Raw genomic sequence first — 19244 nt, forward strand, 5'->3', positions numbered from 1 at the left:
TCCTCATTCGCCGCTCGCCATTCGCTACTCGCTCCAAGGCCTTCCGGCGCCTCGCGCATCCGTGGTATCACAGCGCCGATCTGGAACAGGGATGGATTTCCAATGGCGTCTGAGTCGGTGGGGGGCATTTTGGGTGCGATCGTTGCCGCGGTCGTGCTTGCAGTCGCCGTCGTGTTCGGGCCGATCGGCCAATACGGCAAGCCGCCCAAACCGGCGAAGGCCGAGCCGGCCCCGGCTGCGGCGCCCGCAGCCCCCGCCGCGCCCGCGCCGCGCGGCCCGATCATCCGGGAAGTGCCGAACCAATAGGGCAAGAAAACCCAGGGCAAGAAAATCCAAGGCAAGATCGTGGTTCTCGCCCCCTTGCGGAGCAGCCTTGCCGCTCCTATCTAGTCTCTAACGGCGCCGTTGAGCGAAAACTCCGGCGCTGGGACGACCTTGGAATAGCATAAGGCCTGCGCCGGATGTACGCGCGGCCTGCCGTTCCGGGGTCGTTGGCATTTTAGGACCCTTTTTGGGCGGTTTCCCACAGGTCCCCCGGCTTGGCAGCGCAGGATGCGGCAGATATACGCTGCCGTCATGAACGAAGCGATCAGACCGGGCTCCGACGTTCCCCCGCAGGCTCAAGAGGGCCCGGAACTGTCGGTCATCGTCCCGACCTTCAACGAGCGTGACAACGTCATGGTGCTGTACCGGCGCCTGGAGGCAACGCTCGCCAACGTCGCCTGGGAGGTCGTGTTCGTCGACGACAATTCGCCGGACGGCACCTGGGACGTCGTGCGCGCGCTGGGGCAGCGCGACAACCGTGTGCGCTGCATCCGCCGCATCGGCCGTCGCGGCCTGTCCGGCGCCTGCATCGAGGGTATCCTGGCCTCGAACGCGCCTTTCGTGGCCGTGATCGACGCCGACCTCCAGCACGACGAGACGCAGCTGCCGAAGATGCTGTTGCTGCTGGCAAGCGACCAGGCGGACCTCGTGGTCGGCAGCCGCTACATCGAGGGCTACAAGAGCGAGGGCTTCAACAAGCAGCGCGCCGGCGCCAGCGCGCTGGCGACCGAGGTCGCCAAGAAGGTGCTGCGGGTCGAGATCGCCGATCCCATGAGCGGCTTCTTCATGATCCGCCGCGATCGGTTCGAGCAGCTCGCGCCGAAACTGTCGGTGCACGGCTTCAAGATCCTGCTCGACGTCGTCGCGACCGCGCATGGCAGCTTGCGGGCGATCGAGATTCCCTACACGTTCGGCGCGCGGCAGCACGGCGAGAGCAAGCTCGATTCCATGGTCGCGCTCGACTTCCTCGGTCTCGTGCTCGCAAAGCTGACCAACGACATCGTCTCGCTGCGTTTCGTCCTGTTCGCGATGGTCGGCGGCATCGGCCTCATCGTGCATCTGACCACGCTGTTCATCGCCCTTCAGCTGTTCAAGGCGCCGTTCGCGGAGGCGCAGGCCGCCGGCGCCATCGTCGCCATGACCAGCAATTTCATCCTCAACAACTTCCTCACCTATCGCGACCAGCGCCTGAAGGGCTTTGCCCTGCTGCGTGGCCTGATCGCTTTCTACATCGTGTGCAGCGTCGGGCTGCTCGCCAATGTCGGCGTCGCCTTCTCGGTGTACGACCAGGAGCCGATCTGGTGGCTGGCCGGCATGGCGGGAGCGCTGATGGGCGTGGTGTGGAACTACGCGATGTCGGGCCTGTTCGTCTGGCGCAAGAAATAGTGCGAAATGGGCGGAGCTGACGCGCGGATCGTCCGCAACACTGCGCTGCTGATTCTCGCGCTGGTCGGCTTACGGCTGGTCGCGGCCGCGTTCACGCCGATCACCTTCGACGAAGCCTATTATTGGATGTGGTCGAAGAACCTCGCCGGGGGCTATTACGACCATCCGCCGATGGTCGCCTATGTGATCCGCGCCGGCACGATGATCGCGGGCGATACCGAGCTCGGCGTCCGCCTGGTCTCGATCCTGCTGGCGCTGCCGATGAGCTATGCGGTCTATCGCTCGGCCGCGATCCTGTTCGCGGACGTGCGCGTGGCCGCGACCAGCGCCATCCTGCTCAACGTGACGATGATGGCTTCCGTCGGCACGCTGATCGTGACGCCCGACGCGCCGCTGCTGGTCGCTTCCAGCTTCGTGCTGTTCTTCCTTGCCAAGGTGCTGGAGACCGGCCGCGGCGCCTGGTGGCTCGCGGTCGGCGCTGCCGTCGGTGCGGCGCTGCTGTCGAAATACACCGCGATGTTCTTTGGCGCTGCGATCCTGATCTGGCTCGTGTTCGTGCCGGAGCTCAGGCGCTGGTTCCTCTCGCCCTGGCCCTATCTCGGCGGCCTCGTTGCACTGGCGCTGTTTGCACCGGTGATCCTCTGGAATGCGGACCATCAATGGGTCTCGTTCGCAAAGCAGCTCGGCCGCGCCAGGATCGAGGACTTCCGTCCGGTCTTCATCGCCGAGCTGATCCCGACCCAGATTGCGTTCGCAACCCCGCTCGTCTTCATCCTCGGCGCGATGGGCCTGCACGCCTTGACCTGGCACCGGGCCGGCGCGCTGGCCTCGCGCGTGCTGATCGAGGCGATGTTCTGGACCATCGTCGCCTATTTCGTCTGGCATTCGCTGCATGCCCGCGTCGAGGCCAACTGGTTCGCGCCGGTCTATCCGCCCTTCGTCGTTGCGGCTGCGGCCGCCGCCAATCTCGTGCAGTGGAAGCCGCGCGCGCGGCGCCTCGCAGATTTCTGCCTGCGCTGGGCGGCACCCACGGGCATCGTGATGTTTGCAGCCCTCATCGTGCAGGCCAATACCGGCTGGCTGTCCGGCTATCGGCGTGACGCCACCGTGCGCAGCGTCGGCGTCGGCTGGCGCGAGCTCGCTGCGGGAATCGAAGCGGTGCGCGCGCGCCATGGTGCGACCTGTGTGCTCGCGCAGGACTACGGCACCACGGGCTGGCTCGCCTTCTACCTGCCGCGTGGCACCTGCGTGGCGCAGCAGAACCAGCGCATCCGCTGGGTCAACATGGGTGAGCCCGATCCAAAGCTGCTTGCGGGCAAGCTGCTCTATGTCGACGAGCTGCGCCCCGACGGTCATCCCGTCCTCAACGACCTCTTTGCGAAGGTCACGCAGGTGGCGCAATTGCAGCGCAAGCGCGGCCCGCTGGTGGTCGAGACCTACGGCATCGATCTGCTGGAGGGTGCCAAGGGCGACGTGCTCGACCGCTCGCCGCCGCCGGAGGCAAGATAGGCCTCGCTTCCTCCTGTCGTCCCTGCCGCCTCGGGAACGACGGCGGAGCGCGTGGCGCGCAGCAATGATGATTAGTCGATCGCCTCGGCCTCGGCCGCGCTCTCCTTCGGCGCGCCTTGGTCGCGCCAGAACCACACGGTGACGACGCCCGAGCGGCCGCGGAGGCGGGCGAGCAGGGGGCCCGACAGAATGCCGTCGGGAGCCCCGTGGAAGTCGGCCGCATCCAGCAGCGTATCGCTCAGCGCGAGCTGCGCGCCGTTCTGGGCGGCCACCTCCATCAGCCGGCTGGCGACGTTGACGGTGTCGCCCGTCGCCGTGATGTGCTGATGACTTTCGCCGAGGCGGGAGGCGACGATCTCGCCGAAATGCGCGCCGATCTTGAAGCCGAGCCGACCGCCGATTGCCGATGGCAGCGAGGCGATCCAGCGTTCCACGCCGCGATGCAGGTCGATCGCACATTTCAGCGCGCGCGCCGGATCGTCGGGCATCGCGCCCGGAAGCCCGAACAGGATCATGGCGCCGTCGCCGAGAAAGCCGGTGATCGTGCCGCCGCAATCGACCGCAGTCTTGTCGATCAGCGCGTGAAATGCCTTCAGGATCTCCTGGATGGCGTCCGGATCGGTCTGCTCGCTCATGCCGGTGAAGCCGGAGAGATCGATGAAGACCACGGCTGCGTTTTGCCGCACGGGCTTGGATAGGAAATTGGGATCGCGCGCCAGCCATTCCTGCATCGCAGGTGCCTGGAACTGGGCAAGCGCCCTGCTCTTGGCCGCAAGATATTGCGTGCGGCGGCCTCCAGCCCACAGCTGGACGCCGGCAAAGATCGCAACCGGAGGCACGGCGGCGGCGAGCGTGGTCGCGGCGTTCAGCCAAACGCCATGGGTGAACGCGAACGCATTGAGCCCGGCCCAGGCGATCATCACCGCGGCCGCAGCCATGATGCCGAGTGCGCTGCGCCGCCAGGCGAGCAAACCAATCAGGAGCAGCGGCAGCAGGATCGCGGTGAGCGCGTCGGCGATATGAACCCTGTGGTCGCGCACGATGCCGTCGCCGGCGACCAGATGCGTGATTGCCGTCGAGACCACCTCGACGCCGGGCATCAGGGAATCGAACGGCGTCGGATAGAAGTCGCCGCCGCCGGCGACCGCGGCGCCGATCACGACGATCCGGTTCTCGATCGCCGCGCGATCGAGCGTGCCGTCGAAGATGCTCTGTGCGCTGACGGTGCGGATGGTGCGTCGCGGACCGTAATAGGTGATTGGCAGCGTGAAATCGCTGTCGGTCGGCACCGCGCGCTCGCCGAGCATGAGATGGTCCGGCGCGATCGTCAGCGGCTTGTCGAGCGCGCGGGCGGCGACCCGCAAGGGGAACGACAGCTCGACCTTGTCGGCCGTCCGGAACAGCATCGGCACAGAGAGCGGCGAGCCTGACTGACCCGTCGCGACGTTCACGACGCCGACCTCGGCGTGACCGGCGAACGCCGGCAGCGGCAGCAGGAACCGCTCGGCCTGCGGCAGCACGGCGAGGGGGCCCGGGCTGCCGGCCTCCACGGTCTCGCTGGCGCTGGGAAAGATCGCGGCGGCGGCGAGCACCATGGGACCGGTGGCGAGCGTGTTGGCCAGCGTGGCATCGCCGATCGCGGCGCTGCGGTCGACGAGCAGGAGATCGATCGCAACGACCTTCGGCTTGAATTGCACGATGGTATCGACCACGCGGGCGAGATCGGCGCGGGGAAGCGGATAGCTGCCGCCGCGTTTCACCACGGTATCGTCGATCGCAACGATGGTGACGAGATCGGGCGGCCGCTGCACGCCGCGGATTTGGGTGCGCCAGTCGGTCAGCGTTGCTTCGAGACGATCAAGAAAGCGCAGATGGCCGCCTGCATGGGCGGCATAGATGCCCGCGCCCCACAGCGCGGTGAGGACGAGTGCCACCAGGATCTGAACGCGTCTCGTCACGACCTGCCGCAATCTTCTGTGTTTCAAGTCCGATTGACCAGCCTTATTGACCAAGCCTTGCCATCAGCGCGTCGACGCGCGGCTGACCCCAGGTCTTGACGGTCAACGGCCCGGTCGCTTCCACGTCGACGCCTTCGCCGGGGCCGAGCACCACGCCGCGTCCGCGGCTCCTGCGCGTGACGCCGACACGGCCATCGCTGACGAAAACCGACGTCTTCGCGTCGGTGACGTCGACCGCCCATCGGGTGCCGCGCACCGCAGCGATCGCCTGCGGCGTCAGCACCTTAAAGGGATTGCCTCGGGGCTTCTTGGGCACCTCGACCAGCAATGCTTTGCTGCTCAATTCCACGGAGTCTATATGTCCGTCGCGATTGGCGTCCTTAAGTTCAAATCTGGCGCCATTTTCGGCAACGATGGTGATGCCGTTGTCGCAGCGCCAGACTTGCGTGCCGGCGGCGGACGGCGACGCCGTGCAGCCCGCATTGGCAGCAGACTGTGCACCTGCAGCGCCGATCAACAAACCCGACCACGCCAGGGCGAAAAATCCGGCGCGCGCGAACCCAGTCATGCCAGCCTCCGTCTGCGTGCTTGGCACAGTTCAAGGCGATGTTGATACGGTACCGTATCACACGCAGAGGCTGCTGAAAAGTGCCGCTTCCTGCGAGCTATTCCCCCGCCGCGGCATTTTCCACTCCGGCGCGATCAACTTTCGGTCAGGGGTCGTGCCGCGTCGGTGCGCCGGAATGCGAGAGGACGACAGCACCGCGGGCGCCGCGAGAGGCAAAGACGGAGCGCGCACACCAGCTTGGCGCAATGCTTCCCCGGTATCGTGCGGGCATTGAAGACCACGAAAAGGACTTGGTTGGATGTGCTTAAAGAGCGGCCGGAGAGGTCCGCTGAAAGGCGCTGATCCGGCCGAGAATTATAGTTAACAAACGCATCTAAGTCCGTAATTCTGCGGGCTTTTTTCTCAGAATGAGACAGCGTTAACGAGCTGCCCCAGATCTGCCCGAACTTAATCCGCATTTAACTAAAAGTCGCCTTAATGACGCTCCGACCCTCTGCGAGATGCTGTTCCCGGATCGTGACCAGCGGCGCTTCGAAGGGGGACTGAGTGACACCGTCCTGGACGCAAGGCGAATGAGTACGAGTATCGCTGCGCAAAATAACGCGGCACGGAAGTCCAAAAATCCTGGCAAGAATTCTCTTCGGAAGCCTTCCCGGAAAATGACCACGATCAATTGGCTCGGCGCCGCGGCGATCGGCTGCGTCGTGATGGGCGCCGGCTGGACCATCTACAGCAATGTCTTCGGCGCGAGTGTCTATCCGACCGTCGGCAGCATTGGCTACGACGAGCCCGTGATCAAGCGCGCGCCCAAGGTCGCGCTGCGCGAGGCCGGCGAGGCCATCCGGGAGACCTTCGCGCTGCTGCCCGACCGGCTCCAGGTCGCAGCTCCGATCTCGCGCGAGATGTTCAACGAGCGCTTCGCCGCGGCTGCGACGCAAGGCGTGCCCTCGAATGCGGCGAGCGCCGCACCGGCAACCCAGGTTGCGGTGGCCAAAGATCCGCCGAAGCAGAGCGTGATCGCGAAGGTTGCGGAAGCGCTGAAGCCGTCGGCCCCGGCCAAGTCCAGTGACAAGTCCAGTGACAAGTCCAGTGACAAGAGCACCGACAAGGCCGCAGACAAGGCCAAGCGCGCGCCGGACACCCAGGTGCAGCTGGCCTCGGCCGATCCGGCCCAGATCGTGCCGGCACCCGAACCGAAGAAGTCGTTCGCCGATCGCGCCAAGGCCGCGGTGATGTCGATCACCGGTCCGCGGCAGTCGATGGTCGAGAAGCTCTGGGGCAAGCGCGAGCCGTCCGGCGGGCTGCTCGCCTATGCCTCGGCCGACGCCAGCGTGACCGCGTCCATCGCGCCGAAGGAGCAGAACCCGATGTTCGGCGGCGCGCCACCCTATGAGCGTGACACCGCGGTCTACGACATCACGGCCAAGACCGTCTATTTGCCCGACGGCACCAAGCTCGAGGCGCATTCCGGCCTCGGCTCCAATCTCGACGATCCGCGCTCCTCGAAGGTCCGCATGCGCGGCGTGACGCCGCCGCACATCTACACGCTGAAGCCGCGCGAGGCGCTGTTCCATGGCGTGCCGGCGTTGCGCCTGACGCCGATCGGCGGCGAGAGTGCGATCTACGGCCGCGACGGCCTGCTCGCGCACACCTTCATGCTCGGGCCGAACGGCGATTCCAACGGCTGCGTGTCGTTCAAGGACTATTACGCGTTCCTCGACGCCTACCGCAACAAGGGCATCCGCAAGCTCGCGGTGCTGGCGCGGGTGGAGTGAGGCGCGTTCACGCCGCCACCGCCTTGCGCAGTGCCATCTCCGTTGCGATCGCATCCCGCACTGCGGGGCGCGCCTGCATGCGAGCGAGATAGGCCGACAGCGACGGCCATTGTGCAAGATCGATGCCTGCCGGACGGAGCAGCAGCAGCGCCCAGGTGAGATGGGCGTCCGCGACGGTGAAACTGTTGCCGACCAGGAATTCGCGCTGCGCCAGATGCGCGGATGGCACCGACAAGGTCTGTGCGATCCTCGCGCGCGGCTTGGCGAGCGAGCCGTCGTCCTTGTACCAGAAGGTCGGAAACAGGAATGCCTTGTGGATTTCGCCGCCGATGAAGCTCAGCCATTCCTGCAGCCGATAGCGGTCGGGATCACCGAAGCGCGGCGCGAGACCGGCCTCCGGTCTTGCGTCGGCGATGTATTGCAGCACAGCCGCGCTCTCGGTCAGCCGTTCGCCGTTCTCCAGCACCAGAACCGGCACCGCGCCCTTCGGCGACAGGTCGCGAAAATCGCTGCCGTCGTCGACGATCCGCTTGGTCCAGATATGGGCGAGACGATACTGCGCCTCGATGCCGGCCTCCATCAGCGCGATGCGGCTCGAGAGCGAGCAGGCCATCGGAAAGAAATAGAGCTGCAGCATGGCCCGCTCCGTCAGTTCAGCGCATCGCTCTGCGCGATGATCGCGAAGCGGTCCGACAGCTCGGCCAGGGCGACCTCGTGAATCGTTCGGGCGTCGAGCGTGCCGCCGCGGCCGTCCGGCAGGTCGCGGGTGGCGCAGGCATCGGCGACGATCGTCGTGCGCAGGCCGAGATCGAGGGCGGCGCGGGCGGTGGAGGAGATGCACATATGCGTCATGAAGCCGGCCAGCACGATGGTCTTGCGTCCGGTGGCGGCAAGCCTGGCTTGCAGGTCGGTGCCGGCGAATGAGTTCGGCAGCGCTTTCTCGATCACCGGTTCGCCCGCGAGCGGCGTCAGGCGCTCGACGATCGCGCCGCGCGCGGCCGCGCGGTCGAACAGGCCGCCGGCGCGGCCCTTGTGCGCGACATGAAAGATCGCCGCGCCGCTCTCCCGTGCCCGCGCCAATAGGCGGGCCGCGGCCGCGATCGCTGCTTGCGCGTCGGGCAGGGCGAGCGGCCCGGAGCAATATTCGTTCTGGATGTCGATCAGCACGAGGCAGGCTTCGTGCAGCTGCGGCGGATTGAGATCGGCGCCGGCGAGTTCGAGCAGGGTCATGGGAGCAGTCATGCTGGTCAGGCCTTCAAGGGGTATCGGATGGCGCGACATTAGCGCAGTGGCGGCCTGCCATTGTGCAGGACTATTGCAGCTTATGGCTGCAGATTTGCAGGACGCGGCATCGCCTGCTAGGCTCGCCGGAATGAACTGGGACGATCTGCGCATCATCGCCGCGGTGAGGGACGAGGGCACCTATGCCGGCGCCAGCGCCCGGCTGCGCATCGACGAGACCACCGTCGGCCGCCGGCTCGCGCGCATCCAGCGCGATCTCGGCGTGCCGCTGTTCGATGCGGTGGATGGACAGCGCCGCCCGACCCGGCATTGCGAGGCGGTGCTCGAGCATGTCGGCGCCATGGCCGCCCATGCCGCGGCGATCGATCGCATCAAGGAGAGCCAGGTGGGCCCGGTCGGCCGCCTGCGCATCGCCTCGACCAATGCGGTCGCCGAAGAACTGCTGGCGCCGCGGGCAAGCGCCTTCTTGCGCGATCATCCTGGCCTCACCCTGCAATTCCTCACCTCCAGCGGCAACGTCAAATTCTCGCGCTGGCAGGCCGACCTCGCCATTCGCCTGCGCAAGCCGGAGAAGGGCGACTTCACCATCTCCAAGCTCGGCGATGTCAGGCTGTATTTCTTCGAGCCTGCCGACCGCACTGGTGGCGAGCCGGTCGCCTGCGTCTATCCGGACGAGCTCGACGCGATTCCGGAATCGCAATTCCTGCGCGCCAAGCGGCTGAAGAACATCCGTTGCATCACGGACAATGTCCGCATCATCAGGACCATGATCCAGTCGCATCAGGCCGTCGGCGTGCTGCCCGAGCACAGCTGCGACGGCTTGCTTGCGGACCGCAGCCTGCGCGCCACGCTGCTATCAAAACGGCGCGACGTCTGGCTGCTGGTACAAAACCATCTGAAGCGCGATCCGGCGACGCGCGTGACGATCGATTGGGTGAGGCACTGCTTCAAGGATCTGTCGCACGGCTGACCTCGGCGACGTTCAGGCCTTGGCATTGAACGCAGTCAGCGCGATGTGCGACCAAGATCACGGAGCCGGGATTGCGCGCGCGCCAGGGGTGCGTAATCTCGCGAGACTTGAGCAGGGCCAGCGCATGACGAGTCTTACCGGAGCCATCCCGCCATCGAGGGCGCAATCGCGGGAATGGAAGGCGATCCTCATCCTGATCCTGCTGATCCCGGTGCTGTGGTCGCCGCTGATCCTGTTTCGCTTCGTGCTGTATCAGCCGTTCAACATCCCGTCCGGTTCGATGGCGCCGACGCTGATGGTCGGCGACTATGTCTTCGCCGCGAAATATGTTTACGGCTACGGCCGCTATTCCATCCCGTTCGCGCCGTCCTGGATCTCGGGCCGTGTCCTTGCCGCCGACCCGGACTATGGCGATATCGTCGTGTTCCGGACGGCGAAGGACCGTTCGGTCGATTACGTCAAGCGCGTGGTCGGGCTGCCCGGCGACCGCATCCAGATGCGGCAGGGCCGGCTCATCCTCAACGACCGGCCTGTGACGCGCGTTGCGCTCGAGAGCGCGCGCGCCGGCTCGACCTGCAGGGCCGACGAGGATGCCAAGGTCAAGCGCTGGCGCGAGACGCTGCCGAACGGCACCTCCTATGTCACCAACGATTGCGTCGATGACGGCTATTTCGACAACACCAACGTCTTCACGGTGCCCCCGGGCCACTTTTTCGTGCTCGGCGACAACCGCGACAATTCCACCGACAGCCGCATGTCGAGCTTCGGTTTCGTGCCGATGGACAATCTGGTCGGCAAGGTGACGCGGATCTTCTGGTCGCTCGACGAAGACCGCGAACCGCGCCTCGAGCGGATCGGGAAGGTGCGGTGAGGGGCCGTCATTCCGGGGCGTGCTTACTCGGGCGCGAGCGCGAAGGCCGTGGCCCGGATGGAGCGTCCCTCCCAAAACAAAAACCCCGGCATCGCTGCCGGGGTTTCGTCGTTCTTGAGGTGTTTGGCCTTAGAAGTCCATGCCGCCCATGCCGCCGCCGGGGGGCATCGCCGGGCCGGCGCCGCCCTTCTTGGGCAGCTCGGCGACCATGGCTTCCGTGGTGATCAGGAGCGCGGCCACCGAGGCTGCGTTCTGGATCGCGGTACGGACCACCTTGGTCGGGTCGATGATGCCCTTCTTGACGAGGTCGGCATATTCGCCGGTCTGGGAGTCGAAGCCGTAATTGTAGGTCTTGTTCTCCAGGATCTTGCCGACGATCACCGAGCCGTCTTCACCGGCGTTGATCGCGATCTGGCGAGCGGGCGCCGACAGCGCCTTGCGCACGATCTCGACGCCGGTCTTCTGGTCGTCGTTCTTGGTGCGCAGGCCCTTGAGCTGCTCGGAGGCACGGAGCAGGGCGACGCCGCCGCCCGGAACGATGCCTTCTTCCACGGCCGCGCGGGTCGCGTGCATCGCGTCATCAACGCGATCCTTGCGCTCCTTCACCTCGACCTCGGTTGCGCCGCCGACGCGGATCACCGCGACGCCGCCTGCGAGCTTGGCAAGACGCTCCTGGAGCTTCTCACGGTCGTAGTCCGAGGTGGTTTCCTCGATCTGCGCCTTGATCTGGGCCACGCGCGCCTCGATGTCGGCCTTCTTGCCGGCGCCGTTGACGATCGTGGTGTTCTCCTTGTCGATCATCACCTTCTTGGCGCGACCGAGCATGTTGAGCGTGACGTTCTCGAGCTTGATGCCGAGATCTTCCGAGATCGCCTGGCCGCCGGTCAGGATCGCGATGTCCTGCAGCATGGCCTTGCGGCGATCGCCGAAGCCCGGAGCCTTGACGGCAGCAACCTTCAGGCCGCCGCGCAGACGGTTCACGACCAGGGTCGCGAGCGCCTCGCCTTCGACGTCCTCGGCGACGATGACCAGCGGCTTGCCGGTCTGCACCACGGCCTCGAGCAGCGGCAGCAGCTCGTTCAGCGAGGAGAGCTTCTTCTCGTTGATGAGGATGTAGGCGTCGTCCATCTCAACGCGCATCTTGTCGGCGTTGGTGACGAAGTAGGGCGAGATGTAGCCGCGGTCGAACTGCATGCCCTCGACGACGTCGAGTTCGGTCTCGAGCGACTTGGCTTCCTCGACGGTGATGACGCCCTCGTTGCCGACCTTCTTCATGGCGTCGGAGAGGAACTTGCCGATCTCCTGGTCGCCATTGGCGGAGATGGTGCCGACCTGGGCGATCTCCTCGTTCGAGGTGACCTTCTTGGAGTTCTTCTGGAGGTCTGCAACGACGGCTTCGACCGCGAGGTCGATACCGCGCTTGAGGTCCATCGGGTTCATGCCGGCGGCAACCGACTTGGCGCCTTCCTTCACGATCGCCTGGGCGAGCACGGTGGCGGTGGTGGTGCCGTCGCCGGCCGCGTCAGCGGACTTGGAGGCGACTTCGCGCACCATCTGGGCGCCCATGTTCTCGAACTTGTCGTCGAGCTCGATCTCCTTCGCGACGGTGACGCCGTCCTTGGTGATGCGGGGAGCGCCGAACGACTTGTCGAGCACGACGTTGCGGCCCTTCGGACCGAGCGTGACCTTCACCGCGTTGGCGAGAACGTCGACGCCGCGCAGCATCTTGTCGCGCGCCTCAACCGAGAATTTGACTTCTTTGGCTGCCATCTGGAGTTTTCCTTGGATGATGTTTGACTGGAGGGAGGAGAGGGGCTCTTAAGCCGCCTTCTTCTTGGACTCGGTGACCTCGAGAACGCCCATCACGTCGCTCTCCTTCATGATCAGCAGGTCCTGGCCGTCGATCTTGACTTCGGTGCCGGACCACTTGCCGAACAGCACGCGGTCGCCGACCTTCAGGTCGATCGGGATCAGCTTGCCAGCTTCGTCGCGGCCACCGGGGCCAACGGCGACGACTTCGCCCTGGGAGGGCTTTTCCTTGGCAGTGTCGGGAATGATGATGCCGCCAGCGGTCTTCTCTTCTGCGTCGATGCGCTTGACCACGACGCGGTCGTGAAGCGGACGGAATTTCATGCAGTCCTCCTAAGCATTTGCACGAGTTGAGGATTTTGAGGTTGTTAGCAATCGTCGCCCGTGAGTGCTAGCACGAGCGAGGCTGAAATAGGACAGGAATTTTGCGGGGGCAAGGGTTTGTAGCAAAAAAATCAGCACTCGGAAGTGCGCTTTGCCAACTCCGCTGGACCATCGTTAACCGAGCCTGATGGCCGTATTAGCACGGAGCGTTCTCTGCTGCTAACGCATTGAATTTCAACAGCTTGTTAAACTTTTGGGCTTGAGATGAATTGTCAGTTTGCGTCACATTTCTCTCATGTGAGCGCATCGTTTCCGGGTGGCTCCCGGGGCACCGTTCAAGCCACCCCAGCGGATGCGCTCCTGAAAAGGAGGTTGGCATGGGCTTGCGGCGTGGGGGCGTTTCCGAGGATTTCCGGAAACAGATGCTGGGTTACGGGCTGACGACGGCCCAGATTCTCTATCGGATGCCGGATCATCCCTCGCTGCTTCAGACTTACGTCTGGCAGAACTACGACATGTTTCCGAAATTCCCCGCGCTGAAGGATTTCCTGGCGTTCTGGCAGGAGAAGCTCGACGGCCCGCTCCACTCGGTCACCGTGGCGCATTCCAAGCTGATCAAGCCGACCGAGCTGCGTGCCGTGGATGGCGTGTTCCGGCTGCATTGAAGCGCAGAACGGTCCCGTAATCCCTCGTGGGTAAAGGCGCCTCCGCGCCGTACCCACCAGCGCTCCGCGATCGCACGCAAGGCGGCTGCGCCAGGCGCAGGCCGCCTTCGAACACGCAATCAGGCGCCGCCGTTGCAATAGCGCTGCCACATCGCGCGATAGGCATCGTCCACGGCCCGCGCGTAGGAGACCGGGTTGCCGGCGGCCGCGGCGTCGATCTGTCCGGGCAGGCCGCGGCGCAATCGATCGAGCTCGCCGATCTCGGCGGCATGACCGACTGCGATGTCGACATAGGCCTCATCGTCATTCCCGACCCAGTCCGGCAGGCCGAGTGCGGTAAGGATGGAGGCGGCGGCGCGGCTCGGCAGGCTGTTGCCAAGCTTTGCGACCACCGGCACGCCCATCTGCAGCGCTTCCCACGTGCTGACGCCGCCATTCTGCGGGAAGGGGTCGAGGCAGATGTCGACGCGATTGAACGAGGCCAGATGCTCGCCCCGGAAGGTGGCGCCGAGCAGATCGACGCGTTCGGCCGGCAATCCGCATGCCGCAAACCGCGCCAGCAGATTGTCGCGGACCAGTTGATCATCCAGCGCAACGTCCTTGATCAGCAGTCGCGAGCCCGGCACTTGCTTGAGAATCCTGGCCCAGGCGTCCGCGGTCTCGTCCGAAATCTTGCTGATGCGGTTGAAGACACCGAAGGTGACGAAGCCGTTCGCGATCGCCGGGGTCGGCGCCCGCGCAATCCCGGCCGGCAGTGGCATCAGCGTCACGAAGCACGGCAAATCGACGACGGTCTCCGCAAACAGGTGCCGAACCTCGACGGGAATCGCGACGGGGTCCGAGAACAGATAGTCGATCGTCGGCAGCCCCGTGCCGGTGCCGTGGCCCCAGCCATGGACCTGGATCGGTGCCGGCTTGCGGGCAAACACGCCGAGGCGGTTTCCTCTGGTGTGGCCGGACAGGTCGATCAGGATATCGACGCCGTCGGCGCGGATCTCGGCGGCGAGGCGATCGTCCGTCCATTGCGAGGCGTCGCGCCAACGATCGGCGATGCCCTGAAACTCGCTGGTGGTCGCGTCCACTTTCGAGGAGCAGGCATAGCACACGATCTCGAACTGCGCCCGGTCGTGGTGCTGCAGCACCGGCTTGAAGATGAACGCCGCCGAATGCGCATTGAAGTCCGACGAGACATAGCCAAGCACCAGACGGCGATCCGGATCGCGGCTGTTGTCATGCGGTTTCGCCTCGGCCGAGGCGATCTTCGCACCGATCCGCTCCCACCACATCTGCCGCGCCTGCTGATGCTGCTCGACGCTGGCGTCCGCGATGAAATCGAGCGTGAAGATCTTGTTGGAGATCGCGCTCTGAAAGTCGGGCTGGATCTCGAGTGCTCTGTCGAAGCTGGCGAGGGCTTCCTCGACCCGGCCAAGCCCGGCGAGACAAAGGCCCAGCACCATGTGAGCTTGAATGGAATCGGGAGCGAGCGCGAGGGCCTTCTCGCAATCGTGCGATGCCCTCGCGATTTGCTGGATCTGGAGTAACACGCCGGCCCGCGCGAGCCATCCATTCGCGTCGTCGGGTGCCAGCGCGACTGCCCGATTGCCGTCTGCCAGGGCTTCGTCAAATCGCTGAAGTTCCCGCAATGCAATGGCGCGGTTCGCGAGCGCCGACGCATAGTCGGGCTTGATTGATAGCGCGCGGTTCAGGCTTGCCACGGCCTCGTCATAGTTGCGCAGACGACAGAGCGCCCAACCCCGGCCGTTATGGGCTTCGGCAAGGTTTGGGTTGAGTGCGAGCGCCTTGTCGTAGCTGTTCAGCGCCTCCTCGTGAAGCTCGAGAGCCTCGTTCGCATTGCCGAGATTGGACAGGGTGAGGGCGTGATTGGGCCGCAAGGCGAGGGCTTTCCGATAGCTCGCGCGAGCTTCGTCGTGACGCCGTAGTCCGTTGAGGGCGACGCCCAGGCTCATAAGCGCATCGGCAGATCGCGGATCGACGGCAACCGCGCGGTTCAAGAGGATTTCGGCCTGCTGATAATTCTTGGCACCGGACTCCAAGACGGCGAGCATGTGCAGCGCGATGAACTGGTTGGGTGCGATCTGCAGGAGTTGGCGATAGGCGGCCTGCGCTTCGGGCAGAAGACCCATCTTGTGCAATTGCAGGGCGTGCCCGAGCAACGGCAGCACTTCGGCCTTCTGTCGCTTCTGAAGCCGGGCATTTTGAAATGCACGCTGGCCTACGCTGTTGCCCATGAATTCAATCCCCCAGAATCTCGCAGGCGAGACTAATTCAGCGAGAGAACCAATACGAGACGCGGGCCGCTCGGCACGACAGCCTGGGACAAGCTACGATGTCGATCGGAGCTTCGAGGGACCGGTCTTGAGCCCTGCAATTGCTGCCTCGCCCGAGACTGGATAGTCTGCCCTCGGGTCGTACCCGTCTGGCGGCGCGGCCCAGATCAGGGAGGCAGACAATGGCCAAGCAAAAGGCATCAAGACCCGCGGCGAAGACGGCGATGAAGAAGCGCAGCGGAGCAAAAGTCGCGGCGCGATCGTCGGCGCGCAAGGCGGTGAAGGCGAAGGCGCGCACAGCGGCCCCGAAGAAGCCCGTGCGACCCCGGCAACGCATCGCGATCAGCCATCACCGCGAGGAAGACTTCAAGGCCGACGGCCTGCGCGCCTACGCCAAGTATCGCGATCTCGGCATTGCCGCAGCGACCCACGGCCTTGCGCAAGCGCATGTGATCCGCCTGCAAGGCCCCTGCAATCCGGCCGAGGTGTCGAAGCTGCACTTCCACGACGTCGAATTCCAGATGGTCTACGTCCTCAAGGGCTGGGTGAAGACCTACATGGAGGGGCAGGGCGAGACCCTGATGAAAGAAGGCAGCGCCTGGACGCAGCCGCCGAAGATCAAGCACATGATCCTGGATTACTCGGATGATGTGGAGCTGCTGGAGGTGATCCTTCCGGCAGAGTTCAAGACGGTGGAGTTGAAGGCGTAAGAAGTCGATACTCTCCGCCCGTCATTGCGAGGAGCCCTTGCGACGAAGCAATCCAAACTGCTGCCGCGGACACATTTCTGGATTGCTTCCGCCTTCGCCAAGGCTACGGCGGACAAGTCGCTTCGCAATGACGGGTGGAGAGAGCTAACTTAACACCCCCACCACCGCGCCCATCAAGCACGTCGTCAGCGTCCCCGACAGGATCGACTTCAGCCCGAGCGTATTGATCTCCTCGCGGCGCTCCGGCGCCATCACCCCCAGACCGCCGATCATGATGCCGAGGCTGGCGAAATTGGCGAAGCCGCACATCGCATAGAGCATGATCAGGCGTGAGCGTGGGTCGAGCGCCTCGGCCGGCAGCTTCGAGAACTCGACATAGGCGATCAATTCGTTGAGCACGGTCTTGCTGCCCATCAGGCTGCCGGCGGTGACGGCCTGGTCCCACGGCAGCCCCATCAGCCAGCACACCGGCGCCATCGCGAGGCCGAGCAGGCGCTGCAGGGAGATCGCGGCGCCGCCGAGATGTGGCAGGAGGCCGAGGATGGCATTGACGAGATAAACCAGCGCCACCAGCACCAGCAGCATGGCGACGATGTTGATCAGCAACTCGATCCCCGCGCTGGTGCCCTTCACGATCGCATCCATCGTGCTTGAGACCTCCATCTCGGGATCTTCCAGCGAGCCGCCGGTGCGCTTGTCGGAGATTTCAGGCACCATGATCAGGCTGACGAGGATCGCCGCCGGCGCGCCCAGCACGGAGGCGATGACGAAATGCGCGGCTGCATCAGGAATAAGAGGAGCAAGGAGCGTCGCATAGAGCACCAGCACCGTGCCGGCGATGCCGGCCATGCCGCCCGTCATCACCAGAAACAATTCGCTGCGGGACATCTGCGCAAGATAGGGGCGCACGAACAGCGGTGCCTCGACCATACCGAGGAAGATGTTGGCGGCGGTCGACAGGCCGACCGCGCCGCCGACGCCGAGCGTGCGCTCCAGCAGCCAGGCCATGCCGCGCACGATCGGCGGCAGCACGCGCCAGTGGAACAGCAGCGTCGTCAGCACGCTCATGACCAGCACGATCGGCAGCGCCTGAAACGCCAGGATGAAATCGGCGCCGGGCACTTTGACGTCGAAGGGCAGAGTGCCGCCGCCGACGTAACCGAACACGAAGGCGGAGCCGGCCCGCGAGGCCGCGGAGATCGCGCCGACCGCGTCGTTGATGGCGCCGAAGGCATGCGCGACGACGGGCAGCTTCAGCAGCACGATTGCGGTGACGAAGGTGACGACGAGGCCGATCGCCGCCTGCCGCCGCGACACGGCGCGCCGGTTCTCGGCCAGCGCGTAGGCGATCAACAGCAATGCGAAAATGCCGAGTGCCGATTGCAAGCGCAGCATGATGTCCCCAAACCCTCAATGATTATGGCCGTGCCTGCGCTGCAAAGGCAATGCCGACAGACCACGGAAGCGTCCCGTTGTTGACAAGCGGACCCGTCTCAGCCACGCGGGGGCCCATCAATCAAGGGCCGGACAGTCCGAGGTGACCGAAGAGGCGATGCCAGAGCAGCCAAGATCCGCAAACCCGCCGGTCAGCGCCGGCGCGCTTCTCGGCCATCGCGCCTTTCTGTTCTTCCTGCTCTCGCGCAGCCTGTCGCGCTTCTCCAGCCAGATCGCAGCGGTCGCGATCGGCTGGCAGATCTACGATCTGAGCGGGTCGGCCTTCGATCTCGGCATGGTCGGCCTGGTGCAGTTCCTGCCCACCGCCCTTTTGGTGTTCGTCGCCGGCCACGCCGCCGACCGCTTCGAGCGTAAGCGCGTGGTCCAGCTCTGCCAGCTCGTGGAAGCGGCGACCGCGCTCTATCTCGCCATCATCACCTATCTCGGCGCGGTCGGCGAGGTTCAGATCTTCGTTGCCACCTTCGTGCTCGGCATCGCCGGCGCCTTCGAGAGTCCGACCACCGCGGCGCTGCTGCCGCTGATCGCGCCGCAGGGATCGCTGCAGCGCGCTACCGCCGTCTCCAGCGGCGCGGCGCAGGTCGCGACCATCACCGGGCCGGCGCTCGGCGGCTTCGCCTATGCGGTCGCCCCGCACTTTGCCTACGCCGTGATGGTGCTGTTCTGGATCCTCGGGATGATCCTGACCGGCTTCATCCGGCCGCGCCCGCAGGCGATCGCGAAGGAGGGGACGGACTCGGACAACATCTTCGCCGGGGTCCGCTTCATCCGCAGCAATCCGGCGATCCTCGGCACCATCTCGCTCGATTTGTTCGCGGTGCTGTTCGGCGGCGTCACGGCATTGCTGCCGATCTATGCCCGCGACATCCTGCAGACCGGCCCGGTCGGGCTCGGCGTGCTGCGCGCGGCGCCCGCGGTCGGCGCGCTGTTGATGACCATGGTGCTGGCGCGTCACGCCATCTCCAGGCATGTGGGCCTGCGCATGTTCCAGGCCGTGATCGTGTTCGGCCTCGCCACCATCGTGTTCGCACTGTCGTCCTGGATGTGGCTGTCGGTGCTGTCGCTCGCCGTTCTGGGCGCGGCCGACACGATCAGCGTCGTGATCCGTTTCTCGCTGGTGCAGCTCTCCACGCCCGACGAGATGCGCGGCCGCGTCGGCGCGGTGAACTTCCTCTTCATCAACGCCTCGAACCAGCTCGGTCAGTTCGAGAGCGGGCTCACGGCCGCCCTGTTCGGCACCATGCCTGCCGCCGTGCTCGGCGGCGCCGCCACCGTCATAGTGGCGCTGCTCTGGATGAAGCTGTTTCCCAGCCTGCGCAAAGTGGAGAGCTTGGAGTAGGACACGCCGTCTCCCCAGTCATTGCGAGGAGCCCTTGCGACGAAGCAATCCAGA

General features: G+C 65.3%; 17 protein-coding genes. 9 read left to right on the forward strand and 8 right to left on the reverse strand.

What is annotated here, in order from left to right:
- The first annotated feature begins 102 nt into the window (after positions 1 to 102).
- The 3 genes from P6U31_RS14215 (at position 103) to P6U31_RS14225 (ending at position 3219) form a co-directional block, all read left to right on the forward strand.
- On the forward strand, positions 103 to 306 hold the full coding sequence (locus P6U31_RS14215) for a hypothetical protein (protein WP_407189055.1): 204 nt from the start codon (positions 103 to 105) through the stop codon (positions 304 to 306).
- A gap of 270 nt (positions 307 to 576) precedes the next feature.
- Positions 577 to 1710 (forward strand): glycosyltransferase family 2 protein, encoded by a 1134-nt coding sequence (locus tag P6U31_RS14220; protein WP_407189056.1) that lies wholly within the window; start codon positions 577 to 579, stop codon positions 1708 to 1710.
- A 6-nt stretch (positions 1711 to 1716) separates the two neighbouring features.
- Positions 1717 to 3219 carry a glycosyltransferase family 39 protein gene (locus P6U31_RS14225; protein WP_407189057.1) on the forward strand — a complete coding sequence of 501 codons (1503 nt, stop codon included), beginning with the start codon at positions 1717 to 1719 and terminating at the stop codon, positions 3217 to 3219.
- A gap of 71 nt (positions 3220 to 3290) precedes the next feature.
- On the opposite strand, the gene P6U31_RS14230 is transcribed toward P6U31_RS14225, so the two are convergent.
- Entirely contained in the window at positions 3291 to 5177 is a 1887-nt protein-coding gene (locus P6U31_RS14230) for a CHASE2 domain-containing protein (protein WP_407189058.1), read from the reverse strand.
- A gap of 43 nt (positions 5178 to 5220) precedes the next feature.
- On the reverse strand, positions 5221 to 5745 hold the full coding sequence (locus tag P6U31_RS14235; protein WP_407189059.1) for a FecR domain-containing protein: 525 nt from the start codon (positions 5743 to 5745) through the stop codon (positions 5221 to 5223).
- Between the two features lie 659 nt (positions 5746 to 6404).
- Between P6U31_RS14235 and P6U31_RS14240 the strand changes: the two genes are divergently transcribed.
- Positions 6405 to 7520: a DUF2778 domain-containing protein gene (locus tag P6U31_RS14240; protein WP_407189060.1), complete on the forward strand. Its 1116-nt coding sequence runs from the start codon at positions 6405 to 6407 to the stop codon at positions 7518 to 7520.
- 7 nt (positions 7521 to 7527) lie between these two features.
- Here P6U31_RS14240 and P6U31_RS14245 read toward each other — a convergent pair whose 3' ends face one another.
- Both P6U31_RS14245 and P6U31_RS14250 read right to left on the reverse strand, forming a co-directional pair.
- Complete coding sequence (locus P6U31_RS14245; RefSeq protein ID WP_407189061.1) at positions 7528 to 8157, reverse strand: glutathione binding-like protein; 630 nt, start codon at positions 8155 to 8157, stop codon at positions 7528 to 7530.
- A gap of 11 nt (positions 8158 to 8168) precedes the next feature.
- Positions 8169 to 8762, reverse strand: coding sequence for a cysteine hydrolase family protein (locus P6U31_RS14250; protein ID WP_407189062.1), 594 nt, complete (start codon positions 8760 to 8762; stop codon positions 8169 to 8171).
- A 130-nt stretch (positions 8763 to 8892) separates the two neighbouring features.
- Between P6U31_RS14250 and P6U31_RS14255 the strand changes: the two genes are divergently transcribed.
- Positions 8893 to 9732 (forward strand): LysR family transcriptional regulator, encoded by an 840-nt coding sequence (locus tag P6U31_RS14255; protein WP_407189063.1) that lies wholly within the window; start codon positions 8893 to 8895, stop codon positions 9730 to 9732.
- Between the two features lie 124 nt (positions 9733 to 9856).
- Entirely contained in the window at positions 9857 to 10603 is a 747-nt protein-coding gene (gene lepB, locus P6U31_RS14260; protein WP_407189064.1) for a signal peptidase I, read from the forward strand.
- 129 nt (positions 10604 to 10732) lie between these two features.
- Here lepB and groL read toward each other — a convergent pair whose 3' ends face one another.
- Both groL and P6U31_RS14270 read right to left on the reverse strand, forming a co-directional pair.
- Entirely contained in the window at positions 10733 to 12373 is a 1641-nt protein-coding gene (gene groL / locus P6U31_RS14265; protein ID WP_407189065.1) for a chaperonin GroEL, read from the reverse strand.
- Between the two features lie 48 nt (positions 12374 to 12421).
- A complete protein-coding gene (locus P6U31_RS14270) occupies positions 12422 to 12736 on the reverse strand; it encodes a co-chaperone GroES (RefSeq protein WP_008563030.1) in 315 nt (104 codons plus the stop codon).
- Between the two features lie 377 nt (positions 12737 to 13113).
- On the opposite strand from P6U31_RS14270, the gene P6U31_RS14275 reads away from it, so the two are divergent.
- Positions 13114 to 13401: an usg protein gene (locus P6U31_RS14275; RefSeq protein ID WP_407189066.1), complete on the forward strand. Its 288-nt coding sequence runs from the start codon at positions 13114 to 13116 to the stop codon at positions 13399 to 13401.
- Between the two features lie 119 nt (positions 13402 to 13520).
- Here the strand turns inward: P6U31_RS14275 and P6U31_RS14280 are convergent, their stop codons facing one another.
- Positions 13521 to 15650 (reverse strand): tetratricopeptide repeat protein, encoded by a 2130-nt coding sequence (locus P6U31_RS14280; protein WP_407189067.1) that lies wholly within the window; start codon positions 15648 to 15650, stop codon positions 13521 to 13523.
- 221 nt (positions 15651 to 15871) lie between these two features.
- On the opposite strand from P6U31_RS14280, the gene P6U31_RS14285 reads away from it, so the two are divergent.
- A complete protein-coding gene (locus P6U31_RS14285; protein ID WP_407189068.1) occupies positions 15872 to 16399 on the forward strand; it encodes a cupin domain-containing protein in 528 nt (175 codons plus the stop codon).
- A gap of 144 nt (positions 16400 to 16543) precedes the next feature.
- On the opposite strand, the gene P6U31_RS14290 is transcribed toward P6U31_RS14285, so the two are convergent.
- A complete protein-coding gene (locus tag P6U31_RS14290) occupies positions 16544 to 17794 on the reverse strand; it encodes a NupC/NupG family nucleoside CNT transporter (RefSeq protein WP_407189069.1) in 1251 nt (416 codons plus the stop codon).
- A gap of 157 nt (positions 17795 to 17951) precedes the next feature.
- On the opposite strand from P6U31_RS14290, the gene P6U31_RS14295 reads away from it, so the two are divergent.
- The gene (locus P6U31_RS14295; RefSeq protein ID WP_407189070.1) at positions 17952 to 19190 is read left to right on the forward strand and encodes an MFS transporter; all 1239 of its coding nucleotides are present in this window, start codon (positions 17952 to 17954) and stop codon (positions 19188 to 19190) included.
- Positions 19191 to 19244 lie beyond the last annotated feature (54 nt).

Source organism: Bradyrhizobium centrosematis (assembly GCF_045571495.1).
GTDB classification, from domain to species: Bacteria; Pseudomonadota; Alphaproteobacteria; order Rhizobiales; family Xanthobacteraceae; genus Bradyrhizobium; species Bradyrhizobium centrosematis.

Coding starts and splice junctions, on each gene's coding strand:
- P6U31_RS14215 (WP_407189055.1), top strand. CDS start 103: ATGGCGTCTGAGTCGGTGGGGGGCATTTTGGGTGCGATCGTTGCCGCG.
- P6U31_RS14220 (WP_407189056.1), top strand. CDS start 577: ATGAACGAAGCGATCAGACCGGGCTCCGACGTTCCCCCGCAGGCTCAA.
- P6U31_RS14225 (WP_407189057.1), top strand. CDS start 1,717: ATGGGCGGAGCTGACGCGCGGATCGTCCGCAACACTGCGCTGCTGATT.
- P6U31_RS14235 (WP_407189059.1), bottom strand. CDS start 5,745: ATGACTGGGTTCGCGCGCGCCGGATTTTTCGCCCTGGCGTGGTCGGGT.
- P6U31_RS14240 (WP_407189060.1), top strand. CDS start 6,405: ATGACCACGATCAATTGGCTCGGCGCCGCGGCGATCGGCTGCGTCGTG.
- P6U31_RS14245 (WP_407189061.1), bottom strand. CDS start 8,157: ATGCTGCAGCTCTATTTCTTTCCGATGGCCTGCTCGCTCTCGAGCCGC.
- P6U31_RS14250 (WP_407189062.1), bottom strand. CDS start 8,762: ATGACTGCTCCCATGACCCTGCTCGAACTCGCCGGCGCCGATCTCAAT.
- P6U31_RS14255 (WP_407189063.1), top strand. CDS start 8,893: ATGAACTGGGACGATCTGCGCATCATCGCCGCGGTGAGGGACGAGGGC.
- lepB (WP_407189064.1), top strand. CDS start 9,857: ATGACGAGTCTTACCGGAGCCATCCCGCCATCGAGGGCGCAATCGCGG.
- groL (WP_407189065.1), bottom strand. CDS start 12,373: ATGGCAGCCAAAGAAGTCAAATTCTCGGTTGAGGCGCGCGACAAGATG.
- P6U31_RS14270 (WP_008563030.1), bottom strand. CDS start 12,736: ATGAAATTCCGTCCGCTTCACGACCGCGTCGTGGTCAAGCGCATCGAC.
- P6U31_RS14275 (WP_407189066.1), top strand. CDS start 13,114: ATGGGCTTGCGGCGTGGGGGCGTTTCCGAGGATTTCCGGAAACAGATG.
- P6U31_RS14280 (WP_407189067.1), bottom strand. CDS start 15,650: ATGGGCAACAGCGTAGGCCAGCGTGCATTTCAAAATGCCCGGCTTCAG.
- P6U31_RS14285 (WP_407189068.1), top strand. CDS start 15,872: ATGGCCAAGCAAAAGGCATCAAGACCCGCGGCGAAGACGGCGATGAAG.
- P6U31_RS14290 (WP_407189069.1), bottom strand. CDS start 17,794: ATGCTGCGCTTGCAATCGGCACTCGGCATTTTCGCATTGCTGTTGATC.
- P6U31_RS14295 (WP_407189070.1), top strand. CDS start 17,952: ATGCCAGAGCAGCCAAGATCCGCAAACCCGCCGGTCAGCGCCGGCGCG.